This window comes from Streptomyces sp. NPDC002838 (assembly GCF_040295365.1).
GTDB lineage: Bacteria > Actinomycetota > Actinomycetes > Streptomycetales > Streptomycetaceae > Streptomyces.
The window spans coordinates 260,220-278,736 of the sequence record NZ_JBEOVF010000007.1 but is presented as its reverse complement, the minus strand read 5'-3'; the positions used below and the strand labels follow the sequence as shown (position 1 = coordinate 278,736).

The 18,517-nt window shown below is 68.3% G+C and carries 17 protein-coding genes; 10 read left to right on the top strand and 7 right to left on the bottom strand.

Annotated elements, in window-relative coordinates; translation table 11 throughout:
- Nucleotides 1-16: 16 nt before the first annotated feature.
- From rpmH to ABT063_RS12800, 9 genes are all read left to right on the top strand, one after another.
- Nucleotides 17-154 carry a 50S ribosomal protein L34 gene (gene rpmH, locus ABT063_RS12840; protein ID WP_003956500.1) on the top strand — a complete coding sequence of 46 codons (138 nt, stop codon included), beginning with the start codon at nt 17-19 and terminating at the stop codon, nt 152-154.
- A gap of 21 nt (nt 155-175) precedes the next feature.
- A complete protein-coding gene (gene rnpA, locus ABT063_RS12835) occupies nt 176-547 on the top strand; it encodes a ribonuclease P protein component (protein WP_095755979.1) in 372 nt (123 codons plus the stop codon).
- Nucleotides 544-897 (top strand): membrane protein insertion efficiency factor YidD, encoded by a 354-nt coding sequence (gene yidD, locus ABT063_RS12830; protein ID WP_095755980.1) that lies wholly within the window; start codon nt 544-546, stop codon nt 895-897. The genes rnpA and yidD overlap by 4 nt, the downstream gene beginning before the upstream one ends.
- Before the next feature lie 3 nt (nt 898-900).
- Nucleotides 901-2,166 (top strand): membrane protein insertase YidC, encoded by a 1,266-nt coding sequence (gene yidC / locus ABT063_RS12825; RefSeq protein WP_351057284.1) that lies wholly within the window; start codon nt 901-903, stop codon nt 2,164-2,166.
- Nucleotides 2,167-2,181: 15 nt separating this feature from the next.
- Nucleotides 2,182-2,694: a Jag family protein gene (locus ABT063_RS12820; RefSeq protein WP_351057283.1), complete on the top strand. Its 513-nt coding sequence runs from the start codon at nt 2,182-2,184 to the stop codon at nt 2,692-2,694.
- Between the two features lie 127 nt (nt 2,695-2,821).
- A complete protein-coding gene (rsmG, locus tag ABT063_RS12815) occupies nt 2,822-3,541 on the top strand; it encodes a 16S rRNA (guanine(527)-N(7))-methyltransferase RsmG (RefSeq protein WP_351057282.1) in 720 nt (239 codons plus the stop codon).
- Nucleotides 3,542-3,837: 296 nt separating this feature from the next.
- Nucleotides 3,838-4,911, top strand: a complete 1,074-nt coding sequence (locus tag ABT063_RS12810) for a ParA family protein (protein ID WP_351057303.1) — start codon at nt 3,838-3,840, stop codon at nt 4,909-4,911.
- The gene (locus ABT063_RS12805; protein WP_351057281.1) at nt 4,908-6,008 is read left to right on the top strand and encodes a ParB/RepB/Spo0J family partition protein; all 1,101 of its coding nucleotides are present in this window, start codon (nt 4,908-4,910) and stop codon (nt 6,006-6,008) included. The genes ABT063_RS12810 and ABT063_RS12805 overlap by 4 nt, the downstream gene beginning before the upstream one ends.
- Before the next feature lie 327 nt (nt 6,009-6,335).
- The gene (locus ABT063_RS12800; protein ID WP_351057280.1) at nt 6,336-6,953 is read left to right on the top strand and encodes a GNAT family N-acetyltransferase; all 618 of its coding nucleotides are present in this window, start codon (nt 6,336-6,338) and stop codon (nt 6,951-6,953) included.
- Nucleotides 6,954-7,033: 80 nt separating this feature from the next.
- On the opposite strand, the gene trxA is transcribed toward ABT063_RS12800, so the two are convergent.
- The 7 genes from trxA to ABT063_RS12765 form a co-directional block, all read right to left on the bottom strand.
- A complete protein-coding gene (gene trxA / locus ABT063_RS12795) occupies nt 7,034-7,366 on the bottom strand; it encodes a thioredoxin (protein ID WP_030042230.1) in 333 nt (110 codons plus the stop codon).
- 41 nt (nt 7,367-7,407) lie between these two features.
- Complete coding sequence (gene trxB / locus ABT063_RS12790; RefSeq protein WP_351057279.1) at nt 7,408-8,376, bottom strand: thioredoxin-disulfide reductase; 969 nt, start codon at nt 8,374-8,376, stop codon at nt 7,408-7,410.
- Nucleotides 8,377-8,544: 168 nt separating this feature from the next.
- Entirely contained in the window at nt 8,545-9,489 is a 945-nt protein-coding gene (locus tag ABT063_RS12785) for an anti-sigma factor family protein (RefSeq protein ID WP_351057278.1), read from the bottom strand.
- Nucleotides 9,486-10,211 (bottom strand): RNA polymerase sigma factor SigM, encoded by a 726-nt coding sequence (sigM, locus tag ABT063_RS12780; RefSeq protein ID WP_351057277.1) that lies wholly within the window; start codon nt 10,209-10,211, stop codon nt 9,486-9,488. The genes ABT063_RS12785 and sigM overlap by 4 nt, the downstream gene beginning before the upstream one ends.
- Nucleotides 10,212-10,236: 25 nt before the next feature.
- Nucleotides 10,237-11,952 (bottom strand): protein kinase family protein, encoded by a 1,716-nt coding sequence (locus ABT063_RS12775; RefSeq protein ID WP_351057276.1) that lies wholly within the window; start codon nt 11,950-11,952, stop codon nt 10,237-10,239.
- Between the two features lie 119 nt (nt 11,953-12,071).
- Nucleotides 12,072-14,351: a murein biosynthesis integral membrane protein MurJ gene (murJ, locus tag ABT063_RS12770; RefSeq protein ID WP_351057275.1), complete on the bottom strand. Its 2,280-nt coding sequence runs from the start codon at nt 14,349-14,351 to the stop codon at nt 12,072-12,074.
- Between the two features lie 44 nt (nt 14,352-14,395).
- Nucleotides 14,396-16,780 carry a DUF6049 family protein gene (locus tag ABT063_RS12765; protein ID WP_351057274.1) on the bottom strand — a complete coding sequence of 795 codons (2,385 nt, stop codon included), beginning with the start codon at nt 16,778-16,780 and terminating at the stop codon, nt 14,396-14,398.
- Between the two features lie 270 nt (nt 16,781-17,050).
- Between ABT063_RS12765 and ABT063_RS12760 the strand changes: the two genes are divergently transcribed.
- Nucleotides 17,051-18,493: a CCA tRNA nucleotidyltransferase gene (locus tag ABT063_RS12760; protein WP_351057273.1), complete on the top strand. Its 1,443-nt coding sequence runs from the start codon at nt 17,051-17,053 to the stop codon at nt 18,491-18,493.
- Nucleotides 18,494-18,517 lie beyond the last annotated feature (24 nt).

Here is an 18,517-nt window from a genome sequence, read left to right as displayed (position 1 = left end):
CTTCTGGAGCCCCCGAGTGAGCAAGCGCACCTTCCAGCCGAACAACCGTCGTCGCGCGAAGACCCACGGCTTCCGGCTGCGTATGCGCACCCGTGCCGGCCGCGCGATTCTCGCGTCCCGCCGTAGCAAGGGTCGCGCCCGTCTGTCCGCCTGATCCCGGTCAGGTCATGACGTCGTGCTGCCCACCGAGAACCGGCTGAGGCGGCGCGAGGACTTCGCGACCGCGGTACGACGGGGGCGTCGGGCCGGACGCCCGTACCTCGTCGTCCACCTTCGTAGCGGTGCCACGGACCCGCACGCGCCTGGGGAGAGCGCTCCCCCGACGCGTGCGGGTTTCGTCGTGAGCAAGGCCGTGGGCGGTGCGGTGGTGCGCAACAAGGTGAAGCGCAGGCTTCGCCACCTGATGCGCGATCGAGTCGCCCTGTTGCCCCCCGGTAGCCTGGTAGTCGTACGAGCGCTGCCCGGTGCGGGCGACGCCGACCACGCACAACTGGCCCAAGACCTGGATGCCGCCCTTCAGCGGCTGCTGGGAGGGGGCGCGCGATGAAGTACCCGCTGCTGGCGCTGATCAAGCTGTACCAGTGGACCATCAGCCCGCTGCTCGGGCCGGTGTGCAAGTACTACCCGTCGTGCTCCCACTACGGATACCAGGCCATTGACCGGCATGGTGCGATCAAGGGCACGGCACTCACGGCCTGGCGCATCCTCAGGTGCAATCCGTGGTCGCTGGGCGGTGTGGACCATGTCCCGCCGCGCAAGCGTCCGCGGTGGCACGAAATGCTGCGTAACGCCTGGCGTGCACGCAAGGGCGGGCCCTCCTCCGCCGAACCGGCCACCGAGGGGCAGGCTCCTCCGAGCCCGGCCGCAGAGACCCCGTCCCATGCCCAAGGAGCATGATTAGTGGACACGATTGCCAGCTTCTTCAGCTTCATCACGACACCTGTCTCCTGGGTCATCGTCCAGTTCCACAAGGTGTACGGCGCCCTCTTCGGCGACGACTCCGGGTGGGCCTGGGGCCTGTCCATCGTGTCCCTGGTGATTCTGATCCGTATCTGCCTGATCCCGCTCTTCGTGAAGCAGATCAAGGCGACCCGGGCCATGCAGACGCTCCAGCCCGAGATGAAGAAGATCCAGGAGCGCTACAAGAACGACAAGCAACGTCAGTCCGAAGAGATGATGAAGCTGTACAAGGAGACGGGCACCAACCCGCTCTCCTCGTGCCTTCCCATCCTGGCGCAGTCGCCGTTCTTCTTCGCTCTGTACCACGTGCTCAACAGCATCGCGAACAACGACACCATTGGTTCCATCAACCAGAGCCTGCTGGACAGCGCGCAGAAGGCGCACATCTTCGGCGCTCCGCTGGCGGCGAAGTTCACCGACAGCACCTCGGACGTCGCCGCCCTCGATGCCTCGCTGACCACGGTCCGCATCGTCACCGCGGTAATGATCGTCCTGATGTCGGCGTCGCAGTTCTACACGCAGCGCCAGCTGATGACGAAGAACGTCGACACCACGGTGAAGACGCCGTTCATGCAGCAGCAGAAGATGCTGATGTACGTCTTCCCCATCATGTTCGCCGTCTTCGGTATCAACTTCCCGGTCGGTGTCCTCGTCTACTGGCTGACCACCAACATGTGGACCATGGGCCAGCAGATGTACGTCATCCACAACAACCCGACCCCGGGTTCCAAGGCCCAGGCCTCGTACCTGGAGCGCCTGCACAAGCACGTCACGCACCACGGCAAGACGCGCGGTCGCGGTGAGAAGGCCGTCGTCAAGGCCATCGTGGCCAAGGGGCGCGACCGTAACGAGTTCGAGCGCAAGTTCATCAACGGCCTGAACAAGGCGGGCCTCGCGGCCCAGCCCGACGGCACCGTGGTGAAGAGCGAGACCGCGGTTGCCGCCCAGACCGAGGACGGTACGCCGACGAGCGCCGCCGCTCCCAAGCGGCAGCAGCCCAAGCGGCAGACCAAGGCCAAGCGCCAGTCCGGCGCCAAGGCGGCCGGCGAGCCCACCTCGCTGGTCAAGTCCGACGAGCCCGAGGACGCCAAGCCCGCCGCTTCAGCCAAGAAGGGCACCCAGAAGAGCGGCGGCGGTACCCGCAGCAAGGCCCAGTCCGGACAGCGCAAGGGCCCGCAGCGGCCCAAGTCCCCGTCCAAGAAGTAAGAAGGAGTCCATCCCGTGACGGAAGGCACCACCTCCGCCGCTGCCGAGGGTGCAGACACCCTGACCCGCCTGGAGCAGGAGGGCGAGATCGCGGCGGACTACCTCGAGGGTCTGCTGGACATCGCCGATCTCGACGGCGACATCGACATGGACGTCGAGGCCGACCGGGCCGCTGTGTCGATCATCAGCGACGCGGGCAGTCGAGACCTGCAGAAGCTGGTCGGCCGTGACGGCGAGGTGCTGGAAGCCCTGCAGGAGCTCACGCGCCTGGCCGTCCACCGGGAGACCGGGGACCGCAGCCGGCTGATGCTGGACATCGCCGGCTACCGCGCCAAGAAGCGCACCGAGCTGTCCGAACTGGGCGCAAAGGCCGCTGCCGATGTCAAGAACACCGGCGAGGCCGTGAAGCTGAAGCCGATGACGCCGTTCGAGCGCAAGGTCGTGCACGACGCGGTCAAGGCCGCCGGCCTGCGCAGTGAGTCCGAGGGCGAGGAGCCGGAGCGCTTCGTCGTTGTGCTTCCTGCCTGATCGGTCGTTACGTTCCTCCGGCCCCGTCTGCCCGGCAGGCGGGGCCGAACTTTGTCAGCCTGATAGTTCTGGTGGTTCTGGCGTCGGCGCTTGCTGTGTCGATGCCGTACGGAAGGACGGTCCCCCCGTGACGGAGGAAGCGGAGCTTCCCCCCGCGCCCGAGCAGGCGCGCGAGGTGTTCGGTGATCGCTTCGCGGATGCGGTCCGGTATGCGGAGCTGCTCGCCGAGGCGGGCGTGCAGCGCGGTCTGATCGGGCCACGTGAAGTGCCCCGGCTGTGGGAGCGGCACCTGCTGAACTGTGCGGTGCTCTCAGAGGTCGTTCCCGAGGGCGTGACGGTGTGCGACGTGGGGTCGGGCGCGGGCCTGCCCGGCATCCCCCTGGCACTCGTCCGGGAAGACCTGAAGATCACGCTGCTGGAACCCCTGCTGCGTCGCACCAACTTCCTGACCGAGGTCGTCGAGCTGTTGGGCCTGGACCATGTCACGGTCGTCCGCGGCCGGGCGGAGGAGGTCATGGGCAAGCTCACACCCGTCCATGTGGTGACGGCGCGAGCCGTGGCCCCGCTGGACCGGTTGGCGACCTGGGGCATTCCGCTGTTGCGTCCGTACGGGGAGATGCTCGCACTCAAGGGCGACACGGCGGAGGAGGAGCTCAAGAGTGCGGCGACCGCGCTGAGCAAGCTCGGCGCCGTGGAGACGTCCATCCTGCATGTCGGTGAGGGCGTGGTGGATCCGCTGTCCACCGTTGTGCGGGTTGAGGTCGGTGAGAGTCCCGGTGGTGTGCGCTTTGCCGCCAAGAAGGCCAAGGCCGCCCGGACGGGGAGGGTGCGTCGGCGTCGCGGGTAGCCGGTGTTGGTGTTTTCGTGGGCGCCACTGATCCGTCCTGAGGACGAGACTTACTCCACACAAGCTGCCAAACCTACGCATGCCGGAGTGTCGGCGCAGTTCGGCCTCGGCTGCTGTGCATCGTGTTTCACGTGAAACGTCGCTCACTGCTGCACGGCATCATCAGCCGGGGTCGCGCCGCGGCTGAACCCCGCGACCGTAAGCCCCTTGGTTCACTCGATGAGGGACCTGAGTTGTCCACAGAGGTGGATTTCTCCACAGAACAACAGGCCTCACTGGTTCACGACCCCGAAGACATGGGAGGCTCTGTTCATTGCGAGCCTGAAGTCGAGGAGAGTGAATCCTTGCGGTCCGACGCCAACATCGCGGGACCGATGACCGATCCGGTCCCCGGTCCCCGTACCGAGTCGATGGGGGAGGATGTTTCACGTGAAACACCGCCCCCGATGGACGACACTCCGATCGGTCGTGCTGCCCAACTGGCGGTGGAGGCGCTAGGCCGCGCCGGTGAGGGTCTGCCACGGCCCGAGCAGACCCGCGTCATGGTGGTCGCCAACCAGAAGGGCGGGGTGGGCAAGACGACAACGACAGTCAACCTTGCCGCTTCGCTGGCTCTGCACGGCGGCCGTGTCCTGGTGATCGATCTCGACCCGCAGGGCAACGCGTCCACCGCGCTGGGTATCGACCATCACGCCGAAGTCCCTTCCATCTACGACGTCCTGGTCGAGAGCAAGCCGCTCGCGGAAGTTGTCCAGCCGGTCCCTGATGTCGAGGGTCTCTTCTGCGCCCCTGCCACGATCGATCTCGCCGGTGCGGAGATCGAGCTGGTATCGCTGGTGGCCAGGGAGAGCCGGCTGCAGCGAGCCATCCAGGCGTACGAGCAGCCGCTGGACTACATCCTCATCGACTGCCCGCCCTCGCTCGGCCTGCTGACGGTCAACGCACTGGTCGCCGGCCAGGAGGTCCTCATCCCGATCCAGTGCGAGTACTACGCACTGGAGGGCCTGGGCCAGCTGCTGCGCAACGTCGATCTGGTGCGGGGGCACCTCAACCCCGCCCTGCATGTATCGACGATCCTGCTCACCATGTACGACGGCCGGACGCGGCTCGCGTCTCAGGTCGCGGACGAGGTGCGCAGCCACTTCGGCGACGAGGTGCTGCGGACGAGCATTCCCCGCTCGGTCCGTATCTCCGAGGCGCCGAGCTACGGACAGACGGTGTTGACCTACGATCCAGGATCGAGCGGTGCCCTGTCCTATCTTGAGGCGGCACGAGAAATCGCGTTGAAGGGTGTCGGCGTCTCCTACGACGCGACGCACGCCCATATCGGCGCACAGAGCGACCGGAGCATGGTGGAGGGGATCCAGTGAGCGAGCGACGGAGGGGTTTGGGTCGTGGTCTCGGCGCACTGATCCCTGCTGCCCCGACGGAGAAGACGGTGGCTCCGGCCGCGCCGGGGGGCAGTGCTTCGACGTCCCCGGGGGCAGTGCCGGTGCTGACCACCGATCGCGGGGTGGCCGCGGCGAAGGTGGCCACACTGCCGCCTGTTTCACATGAAACGGAGGAGCCGTCGACGAGCGGCGCCATGGAGACGCCTGCGCCTCCCATGGGTGCCCACTTCGCGGAGATCCCTCTCGACTCCATCAAGCCGAACCCGCGCCAGCCGCGTGAGGTCTTCGACGAGGATGCGCTGCAGGAGCTCGTCACCTCCATCAAGGAGGTCGGTCTCCTCCAGCCGGTCGTCGTACGGCAGCTGGGTCCGGCGCGCTACGAGCTCATCATGGGCGAGCGGCGCTGGAGGGCTTGCCGTGAGGCGGGGCTCGAGGCGATCCCGGCGATCGTGCGGGCCACGGAGGACGAGAAGCTCCTCCTGGACGCCCTCCTGGAGAACCTCCACCGTGCCCAGCTGAACCCGCTGGAAGAGGCCGCCGCCTACGACCAGCTGCTGAAGGACTTCAACTGCACGCACGACCAGCTGGCGGACCGTATCGGCCGGTCCCGTCCGCAGGTCTCCAACACCCTGCGCCTGCTGAAGCTCTCGCCGGCGGTCCAGCGCCGCGTAGCCGCCGGAGTGCTCTCCGCCGGACACGCACGGGCCCTGCTCTCCGTCGAGGACTCGGAGGAGCAGGACCGGCTGGCCCACCGGATCGTGGCCGAGGGGCTCTCGGTGCGGGCTGTCGAGGAGATTGTGACCCTGATGGGGTCGCGGCCGCAGACGGCTCAGCGGGCCAAGGGGCCGCGGGCCGGCACCCGGGTCTCGCCGGCGCTGACCGACCTCGCGACCCGTCTCTCGGACCGCTTCGAGACGCGGGTGAAGGTCGAGCTGGGCCAGAAGAAGGGCAAGATCACCGTTGAGTTCGCCTCTCCGGAGGACCTCGAGCGGATCCTCAGTACGCTCGCCCCGGGCGAGAGGCTGGCCCTCCAGAAGGGCCTGCTGGAGAGCGAGGCCGAGGAGTCGGAAGGCTGAGCCTCCCGTCGGGCGGGTGCTATCGCACCCGGCCGACCGGCAGAGCGGGCCGTGTCCGGTGTGTACCGGAACACGGCTCGCTCTTTGCTTTCAGGCAGTATCGATGGAATCGCATCGTGGATACGATGCGTACGGGTATGGCGCATCCACCCGGCAGCACCTGTGAGGGGAGGCAGGGGCCATGCGAACGGTGAGCCGCACCGGACTGGTGAGCGCGGGCCTGGGCCTGGGCGCGGTCGGCGGCTTCGTCGGCAGTCTGCTCAGGGAACGGAGCGCTCTGACGGCTGCCCGCGACGCGGCGGGCGAAGGAAGCGAGGAACAGCCTTCATGGGGCGCCGGCTCGTACCGCTCACGCTGGACAACCTTCAGGACATTCCCAAGCGCTGTCGCGCGTGTGTCTTCTGGGAGTTGGACCCGGTCAGTGGTGAAACTGCGGTAAAAGCAGGAACGGCCGCCCTGGAGAAGGAAGCCTGGATCTCCGCGGTTCTGCTGGACTGGGGATCCTGCGGACGGGTCGTCTACGTCGACGACGTGCCGGTGGGCTTCGTTCTCTACGCGCCTCCCGCGTACGTTCCGCGTTCGACGGCGTTTCCCACGAGCCCCGTCTCTCCTGACGCGGTGCAGCTGATGACGGCGTTCATCATGCCGGGTTATCAGGGACAGGGGCTGGGCCGGGTGATGGTCCAGACGGTCGCCAAAGATCTGCTGCGGCGCGGATTCAAAGCGATCGAGGCCTTCGGAGATGCGCGCTGGAATGAGCCCGCGTGCCTTCTGCCCGCCGACCATCTCCTGGCGGTGGGCTTCAAGACGGTCAGGCCCCATCCCGCGCACCCACGTCTGAGGCTGGAGCTGCGGACGACGCTCTCCTGGAAGGAAGACGTGGAGATGGCGTTGGACCGGTTGCTGGGGGCCGTGCAGAAGGAGCCGGCGTTGCGACCCCTCTAATGCGAATGGGCCACCCCATCCGGGGTGGCCCATTCGTGTTTCACGTGAAACATGCGCCGTCAGCTCGACGGCTCAGCCGTTCACTCGGCGATGAAGTCCTCAAGGTCGCGGACGATCGCGGCCTTCGGCTTCGCACCGACGATGGTCTTGGCGACCTCGCCACGCTGGTAGACGTTGAGGGTCGGGATGGACATGACGCCGTACTTGGCGGCCGTACCCGGGTTCTCGTCGATGTTCAGCTTGACGACCTCGATCTTGTCGCCGTACTCGGCGGCGATCGCCTCGAGGGACGGAGCGATCTGGCGGCACGGACCGCACCAGGCGGCCCAGAAGTCCACCAGGACGGGCTTGTCGCTCTTGAGGACGTCCTGCTCGAAGGAGTCGTCGGTCACGTTCTTCAGGGTGCCGGCCACGGCGGGCTCCTTAACTGGTTGATGCGTGGGGCGGATGGGGGTCAGACAGAGGTCTTCTCGGGCTCGGCCTTCTCCTCGTCCGAGAGGGCGGCGAGGAAGCGCTCTGCGTCGAGGGCGGCGGAGCAGCCGGTGCCAGCCGCGGTGATCGCCTGGCGGTAGGTGTGGTCGACCACGTCACCGGCGCCGAAGACACCGGTCAGGTTGGTCCGGGTCGAGGGCGCGTCGACCTTCAGGTAGCCCTCTTCGTCCAGCTCGATCTGGCCCTTGAAAAGCTCGGTGCGCGGGTCGTGGCCGATCGCGATGAACAGGCCCGTCACGGCCAGGTCCGACAGCTCGCCAGTCTTGACGTTGCGCAGCTTCAGGCCGGTCAGCTTCTGGTCGCCCTGGACCTCGGCGACCTCGCTGTCCCACACGAACTTGATCTTCGGGTCGGCGAAGGCGCGGTCCTGCATCGCCTTGGAGGCGCGCAGGGTGTCCCGGCGGTGGACGACCGTCACGGACTTGGCGAACCGGGCGAGGAAGGTGGCCTCCTCCATCGCGGTGTCACCGCCACCGATCACGGCGATGTCCTGGTCCTTGAAGAAGAAGCCGTCACAGGTGGCGCACCATGAGACACCGCGGCCGGAGAGGGCGTCCTCGTTCGGCAGGCCGAGCTTGCGGTGCTGCGAGCCGGTGGCGACGATGATGGCCTTAGCTTTGTGGACCGTGCCCGCGGTGTCGATGACGGTCTTGATCTCACCGGTCAGATCGACGTTGACGATGTCGTCCGGAACGAGCTCGGCGCCGAAGCGCTCGGCCTGGGCGCGCATGTTGTCCATGAGCTCAGGGCCCATGATGCCGTCCTGGAAGCCCGGGAAGTTCTCCACGTCGGTGGTGGTCATCAGCGCGCCACCCGCGGTGACGGCGCCTTCGAACACCAGCGGCTTCAGCGACGCGCGCGCGGTGTAGAGCGCCGCCGTATAGCCGGCGGGCCCGGAGCCGATGATGATCACGTTTCGGACGTCGCTCACGGCTGGATTCCTCGTCTCTGGACTGCGTCGTCGGACCGGTGGGAGCTCCTTCGGAACTCTCACCCCACCCAACGGATCCTAAGGGGCGCGCATTCCCGCTGTGTCCGGGCACACGGATACGCGACCCCGTACGAGATACCACGTGGGACACGGACGAAGGGTGCGCACTCAGGGCTGCGTGTAGGACTGCTTCAGCAGAACCTTGGCTGTGCCGGCGGACGGGTCGGCCACACAGGTCGCATCCATGATGTAGGCCGTGACCCGGGTGCCGTCGGGCGCGTCGGGCAGCACGACGAGCATGGCGTCCGTCCCCTTGTAAGTCCCTTGCTCAGTGGCGAGGGCCGAGTCACTGCGGCCGATGCCCTCCTGGACGCAGTCGGGGACGGTGGTGTCCTGCAGGATCTTGGGCCCGTCGCTGCCGGGGAGGGACTCCGTACCCAGGGTGTGCGGAGTGCGGGATCCGCTTGATCCGCTCTCCGAGCTCTTGCTCTTGGCGAGGAGATCGGAGACCTGCGTCTCCAGCTTTTCCTCGGAGAAGGTGTCCGCAGCGGTGGGTCGTGCCTCGGTGCCGGGCGGCTGGCTGTCGTTCAGCGAGGACAGCAGCACGGAACCGAATCCCAGGGCGGCGACCGTGAACACGGTGCCCAGGACGGCCACCCGTCGCCTGTTGCCCTTCCTGCGCTCCTTGCGGCCAGGGCCGGTGGTCGAGGTGCGGGCGTGCCCCGAGGGACGGTCCGCTGTCGTCGATGTTTCACGTGAAACATGCGCGCTGTCGCCCGGCTCCGTGTCGGACGAGTCGGACACGGACCGGACCGTGGCGCTGATGGGCGCCTGCGCATCCACGGCATCGGGCGCCGTGGCGTGCAGCAGGGCTTCCGCGGCGAGGGCGGCATCGATGCGCCCCGCGACATCGGCGGGCATGCGCGACGGACCCGGCAGCGTCCCGAGCAGTCCCCGGATTTCCTCCAGCGACGCGTGGACGTCCGCGCAGAGCTCGCACTCGTCCAGATGCCGTCGCACGTCCGCGGTTCGCGACGGCGGGAGCAGGCCCTCGGTGAGCTCGGAGATCTCTGCGACGTCCGGGTGCCCGGCCGTGTCAGTCGTGGATGTCACGCTCGCCCACCTCCGCCCTTCACTGCAGCTGAATCGCTTGGTCCCGTATCCGTCGGACCCGCTGGACGCGGCTCCGCTGCGGGTGGGACGGATGTCCCCTGCGTCCGGTTCCGCCCCGCGCCCGCTTCTCTGCCGTCACCGGCATTTTCTGGCCGCAGATGGGTGAGGAGGGGCAGGAGCCTGGCCCGGCCGCGGGCACAGCGGCTCTTCACCGTCCCGGTCGGTACATCGAGCACGCGGGCGGCTTCCGCCACCGGGTAGCCCTGCATGTCCACCAGGACGAGGGCTGCCCGCTGGTCGGGCGGCAGCGTGCCGAGCGCCTCCAGGAGCTGGCGGTGGAGGTCGTTGCGCTCCGCGGGCGCCGAGGCGGACTCGTGCGGTTCCAGCAACTGCTCCAGGCGTTCGGTGTCGTCGACCGGCGACGTCTTGCGGGAGGCCGCCTTGCGGGCCCGGTCGAGGCAGGCGTTCACCGTGATCCGGTGCAGCCACGTTGTGACGGCCGACTGGCCGCGGAAAGTGTGGGCGGCCCGGTACGCCGAGACGAGGGCGTCCTGGACGGCGTCAGCGGCCTCCTCCCGGTCCCCCAGCGTCCGCAGGGCGACGGCCCAGAGCCGATCGCGGTGCCGCCGCACGAGCTCACCGAAGGCTTCGGGGTCGCCCTCTACATGGCGGGCCAGGAGGTCCTGATCGCTCGTGCCGCCGTACGTGGTGCCATCTGCCATCGGACCCCCTCCCCTTGGTGCTTGCTCAGCCTGTGAACTTCACGTCAGTGATGGCCTGCTTGTAGCCGGCATCGCTGTACGTACTCGGGTCATCGCCCGAGTACGGCACAGCAGTCAGCCACACGAGCACGTACTGCGTCTTCACCGACTTGGTGACCTTCACCTTGGCGGTCGTACCACTCGTCGTGACGGTGCCGATCTCCTGCATCGAGTCCAGCGAGGACGGCGTCAGCGAGTCGGAAGCGTACAGCTTGGCCGTCGTGTGATCACCGGCGTAGCGCAGCCCGATGCTCGCGGCGGAGATCTCCTGGGCCGAACCCAGGTCATAGACGATGCCCACACCCGGCTTGTACGGGGCGAGGGCCGGACCCTCCAAGAACGTGCTGGTCTTCCAGTACGTCGAGCTGTTGCCGTCGTACGTCTTGCCGACGTCCCTCGGGTGCTGGGCATCGCCCTTGGCCACGTACTCCTGGGCGCCCTGGATCTTGATCGTCTTGACCGGCTTGGGTGCCGCGCTGTTCTTGTCGTTTCCGTCCGTCGTCTGTGTGTTGCCGGTGTCATCCGCCTTGTTGCCCTGCTCCATGAGCGCGTCCGCCAGCTGCCAGCTGCCGAGACCCAGCGCGGCGATGAGGAGGGCGGAGACGGCCCACTTCAACGCCTTGCCGGTACGGCTCTGCAGCGGAGGCGGCGGGGACGGTACCGGCTGGGTGGCGCCCGGAGCCCCCCGGCCGTACGTGCCCTGCTGGTAGGTCGTGCGCTGGTAGTCCGGCGGGGCGGCGAACGCCGGCTCCGGCGGGCGGATGCGGGGCATCTCACCGATCGCCTTGACCAGTTCCTCGGGCGTGGTGCACGGGATCTCGTGGCGGGACGCGGTGGCACCGTCGTTGACGAGCGCCCGCATGGCCAGCTCGGACAGACCGCGGTGCACTCCCGCGCGCACCTGGTCGGGGGCGATGAGGCCGACGTCCTTGGGCAGGCCGGACAGACCGTAGGCGTCGCTCTCGTACGGCCAGCGCTGAGTGAGCGCCGCGTACAGCAGGGCGCCGATCGCCTCCGTGTCCGTGCGCTGCGGGGTGTCGGAGCCGACGCCGCGCAGCGCTGCGTTCACGGCGAGACCGCGGATGCGCCACTGGCCGGTCGAAGCGCGCAGGATGGCGTTCGGGTTCAGACGCAGATGCGCGAGGCCCTCGCGGTGCGCGGCGGCCATGGCGGAGGAGATCTGGCTGACCATCTGGTAGGCGTCGTACACCTCCAGCGGACCGGAGGCCAGGAGCGTGGTCAGTTCGGTGGCGTCGGGCAGCCACTCGTGGACGACGTAGACGAGGTCGTTCTCCTCGACGGCATCCAGGACCTGCACGAAGCGGGGGTCGCCGAGCAACGCGGAGGAGCGGGCCGCGGCCAGCACGGAACGGGCCCGTGTGTGGTCCGCGGGCAGGATGTGGACACCGACGGCACGGCGGAGTTTTTCGTCCACGGCACGCCAGCTGCTGAATCCGTCCAGACGGGTGACGCACTCCTCGAGGCGGTAGCGTCTGGCGAGCTTGTGGCCGCTGTGCAGCTCGGGTGGTGAGGCCTTTCCGGGACCCTCGGTCCCGCCACTCCCCTGTGCCTCGACGTCTTCCGTGTCCCGCTCCCGGTTCTTGGCCAGCCCGTCGGCCGTGGACTGGTCCGCCTTGGCGGTCAGCGGCTCGTCGCCGCTGTTGTCTGCCACGTCGACGGCAGCCGTGCTCCGTTCCGCCACCGTCGTTCCCTGCCTCCCCATCCGTTGCGCGCCATGCGACGCCGAAACCAATTGTGCCCACAGTCCGCTGCTATGCACGACACACAGTGGCGGACGATGGTTGTGCGCATACCCCCGCCTCAGCGCCCCAGACGCCCGCGGACCATGCCGACCAGTGAGTTCAGCTCCTCGATGCGCATACGCCGGGCGGCGACGAAGAAGATCCCGAGCAGGACCGCCCCGCCGGCGATGAGGGCGGCGAAGGAGCCGACGACACCCTGGCCGAGCGAGTGCCCGACGCCGTAGACGGCCGCCCCGCTGAGCAATGCCGCCGGTACCGACGCGATGCAGAGCCTGGCGTACGTTCGCAGGACGCGCTTGCCGTCCAGGTCTCCGCCCAGCCGCTTGCGCAGCCGGTTCCAGGCGACACCGACGCCGATCGCGTAGGCGAGGCCGTACGAGGCGGACATGCCGACCACGGCCCAGCGGGCCGGGAGCACGAAGTAACAGGCGGCGGAGGCGGCGGCGTTGACGGCTGCGACGATGACCGTGTTGTAGAAGGGCGTCCGGGTGTCCTCGTAGGCGTAGAAGGCGCGCAGGACGACGTACTGGACGGAGTACGGGATCAGACCGAGGCCGAAGGCCATCAGCATGTATCCCATGTTCGTGGCCTCGCTGGTGCCCGAGGAGCCGAAGATCAGCGTGCACATCGGAATGCCGAGCGAGACGAAGCCGAAGGCGATGGGCACGATCGCGACGGCCGTCGTCCTGAGGCCCTGCGAGATGTCGTCGCGGATGGCGCCGGCGTCGCCCTCGGCCGCCGAGCGCGAGATGCGCGGCAGCAGGGCGGCCATCAGGGAGACGGTGATGATGGCCTGCGGCAGGCCCCAGATCAGCTGGGCGTTGGCGTAGGCGGCGAAGCCGGTGCCGTCGACGGGCGAGGCCTTGCCGGAGGCGGTGGACAGCTGGGTGACGACGAGCGCGCCGGCCTGGTTGGCGAGGACGAACAGGACGGTCCACTTGGCGAGGGTCACGGCCTTGCCGAGACCGTGGCCCTTCCAGTCGAAGCGCGGCCGCAGCCGGAATCCCGTCTCGCGCAGGTAGGGGATCATCGCCAGCGCCTGTACGACGAGGCCGAGCAGGACGCCGATGCCGAGAAGTCGCTGGCCTTCCGGGGGAATGTTCGTGACCTTCATGCCGGAGTCGGCCGCGGTGCCGTACACCCACATGAACATGCCCAGCGTCACGATGATGACGATGTTGTTCAGGACCGGGGTCCACATCATCGCGCCGAACTTCCCGCGAGCGTTGAGGATCTGCCCCATCACGACGTGGATGCCCATGAAGAAGATCGACGGCAGGAAGTAGCGGACGAAGGTGATGCCGACCTCGTTGGCCGCCGGGTCGCCGGCCACCGAGTCGGACAGCAGCCGGATGAGGAACGGCGCGCCGAGGATCGCGAGCACGGTGAGCGTGCCGAGGGCCACCATGACGAGTGTCAGCAGTCGGTTGGCGTATGCCTCGCCGCCGTCCTCGTCCTCCTTCATGGAGCGCACGAGCTGCGGAACGAAGACGGAGTTGAGGCCGCCGCCGACGGTCAGGATGTAGATCATCGTCGGCAGCTGATAGGCGACCTGGAAGGTGTCACCGAGCAGGCCGACGCCCAGCGCCGAGACGATCAGCGCGGAGCGGATGAAGCCGGTGAGGCGGGAGACCATCGTGCCCGCAGCCATCACGGCGCTCGACTTCAGCAGACCTGTGGCCCGCCCGCCCTTCTTCGCGGCAGGGGCGGTTGCGGGCGCCGGTGCGGCGGCCTCGGCAGCGGAGGGCGGTGTCGAGGCCGGGTAGGCCGGGTACTGGCCTGCGGCAGGCGGTGTCGCCGCCGGGTACTGGTTCGCGTGCGGTGCCGGGGACGGGTTGGGCACGGACGGGGGCTCGTAGTTCGGGTGCCCAGTGCCCTGCTGCTGGTCCCGGAAGAGGTGTGCGAAGGCGTCCGGTTCGTGGCGCTCTTCGCCGGCTTGGGTGACGAGGTCGTCGACGCCCACGAACTGGGTGGTGCGCGGGTCGTCGCCGTACGGCAGGTACTGGGTCGGGCCCTCCGGCTCGGGCGCCGGGGTCTGCGCCCACACACGCGGGTCGGGGGCGTACGGCGACTGGGGTGGCTGGGCGTAGAGCGGCTGCTGCGGCTGATACGTGCCCGGAGGCGGCGGCGGGTGGGCGGAACGGTCGTAGAGCGCCTCGGCTACCGGGTCCTGGGCGTAGAGGTCCTGTGCCCGGTAGGGGTCCTGGTCGTAGGCGTCCTGGAGGTACATGTCCGCGGGAGGCTGCGGCGGCACCTGGCCGGCCTCGGGCGGCGGGCCTTCGGGGTGGCCCGAGCTGCCCGCGGCCTGGCCACGGTCACCGTCGTACGGCGCGTTCATGGTTACCCCACCTCATCGTCCCGGGCCCACCGGCCACGACATCCTCAACGGTTTACTCTCTCACCCGTGCCGGACGGGTCGTTGCTTTCCGCTGCGGTGTCCGCTGTCGGGTCACTCGGCTGCTCCGGGTCGTCCGCCCCGGGCCGAGTGCCGGATTCTTCCTTGAGACGGTCTTCGGGGCTGTCCAGGTTCTTCGGGCCTCTTGCGGCCTCGCCCGCCGCTTCGCTGTCCTCCTCCTCGGCCTCACGGGCGGCCGCTCGCTTGCGCTGCGTGTACATCCGGAAGCCGGCGAGGACGAGTAGCAGGACACCGCCGCCGATGACCAGCATCACAGTGGCCGTGAACTCGGTGACCTTCACGTCGAAGGTGACAGGATCGCCGTAGGCCTGGCCGTCCTCCGTGTACAGCTGGGCGACCACGGTCGCCCGGCCGTTGGCGTTGGCCGTCGTGGTGAACTTCACCGTCTGGCTGCGGCTGCCGGAGATCTCGACCGGCTGCTCGGTGTAGGCCTCGCCGCCGATCTCGAGTCGCTTCGGGCTCAGCGAGGTGAGCCGCAGCACGAGGTGGTCCACGCCCTGCACCAGGTTGTTCTGCACGGTCACCGGGATCGTGGCGCTGCGTCCGGAGAGCTTGGTCTCTGACTTCTTGATCAGCTTGACCTGGTCGCTCAGCTCGTCGAGGTATGCCGCGACGTCTCCGCGGAAGCCTGTCGCCTCGGTGGCGCGACCGCGCCACGACGTGGACATCTCGCGGTTCATGGCCCGTCCGAAGGGGGTCACCACCCGGGACTGGTCGCTGAGGACCACCTTGAAGTTGTCGAGCTTCTCCTGCGTGGTGGCGATCTGCGCGAACGCCGTCCGAGGCAGCTCCTGCTTCCGCAGCGAGGAAGGGTACGCGGACCTCGAGGGCACCTTCGTGGTGGCTGCCGGGTCCGGCTTGACGGCGGCGGCCGCCGTGAGCTCCTGGGACTCGGACCAGTCGTCGCTCTGGAGGGCCGTCAACGCCTCGGCCATCGCCTGGGCCTGGCCCGCCGTCGGCATGCGTTGCGGGGCGACGACGATGCTGCGCTGGTTGTTCGTCTGCAGGTTCAGGGCGAGGCTCTGGGCCAGGAACCGCTGCACGGCGAGTGTGGCGGCGGAGGCCCTCGTCAGGTCGCCCTGAAACGCCGTCGACAGCCGCGCGTCCGCGACGACCGCCGTGGTGCCGCCGCCGATGGGACGGGCCGCGGAGGGCGCGTACGGCAGACCGCCCGTCTCCTGGAGGCTGTCGCTGCGGGCGATCACCTTGTCGGCGCCGGCGGAGGTGGCGACCTTGACGATCGACGGGTCGACGGCGCCGTCCACGGGCCAGGCGAAGTCGGTGACCGGTTTCACGTGGAGGATCGGCTCCACCGTGTTGGCGACGACGTCGGTGGCCTCCTTGAGGTGGCTCAGCGAGCCGGTGACGCTCGTGCCGTTGTGGGCGAGGGAGGCGAGATCCGGGTCGGCGAAGGGCAGGGCGACGACCTCCTTGTCCTCCACCGCTTTCTGCAGCTCGGCGAGCCACTGCTTGGCGACCGTCTGATAGGTACCGGCCCTGGTGGTGTCGCCCGTCCTGACCTCGTAAGGACGTGTCATCGCATCGACGGAGGCCAGCAGGTCGGGGTCGATCACCCAGGTGACGTCGAGGTTCTTGCCCAGCGACAACATCTGGTCGAGGCGTCCGCCCGGGGAGATCTCCTTGGCCAGGTCGTCGTTGAGGAAGACCGGCGTCTGCTGTTCGTTCGATCCTGTCTCCGCCGTCATGTGGGCGGTGGAGATCAGAGGCCACAGATACGTCGTTCTCGTCTTGGTGCCGGCCTCGCCCGACTGCCACGGCAGGAACGTCCGCTGGACGCCGAGCACCTGCTCCCACGGCTGCGCGGATGTCTCGCCGGAGAGCGAGACGGCGAACTGGTAGACCCCACTGTCGCCGAGGTCCAGCTCGTCGACCGGCACCGAGAGGGAGAATCGCTGGGCGACGCCCGGGGTCAGTTTGGCGAACTTCTCGACGTACTTGCCGCCGACCTCGGAGCCGGTGATGCCCTGGAGATCGCTGCTGTCCTTGGCTGTGCGGTCGATGGCCGAGCGTGTCGTCAGTTCGGGACCCACCCGCAGGCCGACGTGGGCGTCCGTGACGGTCTGCTTGCCGTTGTTGGTGACCGTGCCGGACACGGTCAGCGTGTCCCCGTCCGTTGGGGCGCTGGGGCTGAGCGTGTCGAGGGCCACGGACACCGTGCCCGAGTCGGCGGCCTGCGTGGCGGTCTGTTCGGTGGCGTCCGCCGACGGGGCGGCGGGCAGCTGGCACAGTCCGGCCAGGAGAGGAAGCCCCGCGAGCAGTGCTCCGGTGCGCCGCAGCCAGCGGCGGGCAGGTGAGGCACTCGTCCCCTGGAAGTCTGCCGCCTCGGCCACGCGCTCGTCCGTCCCTCGTCGTCGTCAGTGGTGGTCGTCGGAATGTGCGTCCACGCATGGTAACGATGCGCGCTGAGGGGAAGTGCCGCGGACTGCTTCACAAGATCGGAGCAAGATCAGACGACTCTGCCGTGCTGTCCCTAATGTGCACGTATAAGGGGACCGCTGCCGTGCGCCTCACGGGCCGACCCCGCGCAGGTCAGGGTGGAGAGTCTGTGCATGTTTAATGGAGGGGCTCGCGGTCGTCCGGGCCACGTACCCTCTTTTGTTGTGCCGAACGCCAACGAAGACAACGCCAGTGCCCTCAGCCAGGTGCAGCAGCGCGCGGTGGGTGAGCTGCTGCGGGTCGCCCCTGTCGCCGATGACCTTGCCCGCCGCTTCCAGGAGGCCGGGTTCTCACTCGCCCTGGTCGGTGGATCGGTCCGGGACGCGCTGCTGGGCCGGCTCGGCAATGATCTGGACTTCACGACCGACGCCCGTCCCGAGGACGTACTGAAGATCGTGCGGCCGTGGGCGGACGCCGTGTGGGAGGTCGGGATCGCCTTCGGCACTGTCGGGGCCCAGAAAGACGGTTACCAGGTCGAGGTCACCACCTACCGGTCGGAGGCGTACGACCGGACCTCACGCAAGCCCGAGGTGTCGTACGGCGACTCCATCGAGGAGGACCTCGTCCGGCGTGACTTCACCGTGAACGCGATGGCCGTCGCGCTGCCGGAGAAGGTGTTCATCGACCCTCACGGCGGGCTCGACGACCTCGCGGCGCGTGTCCTGCGTACCCCGGGCACTCCCGAGGAGTCCTTCTCGGACGATCCGCTGCGAATGATGCGGGCCGCGCGCTTCGCGGCCCAGCTCGACTTCGAGGTGGCTCCCGAGGTGGTCACGGCCATGAACGAAATGGCCGGGCGCATCGAGATCGTTTCGGCCGAGCGGGTGCGGGACGAGCTGAACAAGCTGATCCTGTCCGCGTATCCACGCAAGGGTCTCACGCTGCTGGTCGACACCGGGCTCGCCGGGCATACGGTGCCCGAGCTGCCGGCTCTGCGTCTGGAGAGCGACGAGCACCACCGGCACAAGGATGTCTACGAACACACACTGATCGTCCTGGAGCAGGCGATGGCCCTGGAGGAGGACGGCCCTGACCTGACCCTGCGTCTGGCCACGCTGCTGCACGACATCGGTAAGCCGCGCACTCGCCGCTTCGAGAAGGACGGGCGGGTCTCGTTCCACCACCACGAGGTGGTCGGGGCGAAGATGACCAAGAAGCGGATGACCGCACTGAAGTACTCCAACGAACTGGTGAGGGACGTCTCGCGCCTGGTCGAACTCCACCTGCGCTTCCACGGGTACGGCACCGGGGAGTGGACCGATTCCGCGGTCCGCCGCTATGTCCGGGACGCCGGCCCCCTGCTCGACCGCCTCCACAAGCTGACCCGCTCGGACTGCACGACGCGGAACAAGCGCAAGGCGGTCGCGCTATCCCGGGCGTATGACGGTCTTGAGGAGCGGATCGCTCAGCTTCAGGAGCAGGAGGAGCTGGACGCGATTCGCCCGGATCTGGATGGCAACCAGATCATGGAGATCCTGGGTGTTCCCCCGGGCCCGGCTGTCGGGCGTGCGTACAAGTTCCTGCTGGAGCTTCGCCTGGAGAACGGGCCGATGGGTGAGGACGCGGCAGTCAACGCCCTCAAGGAGTGGTGGGGCGAGCAGAGCTGAAGGCGTGGAACGCGGGTCATGTTT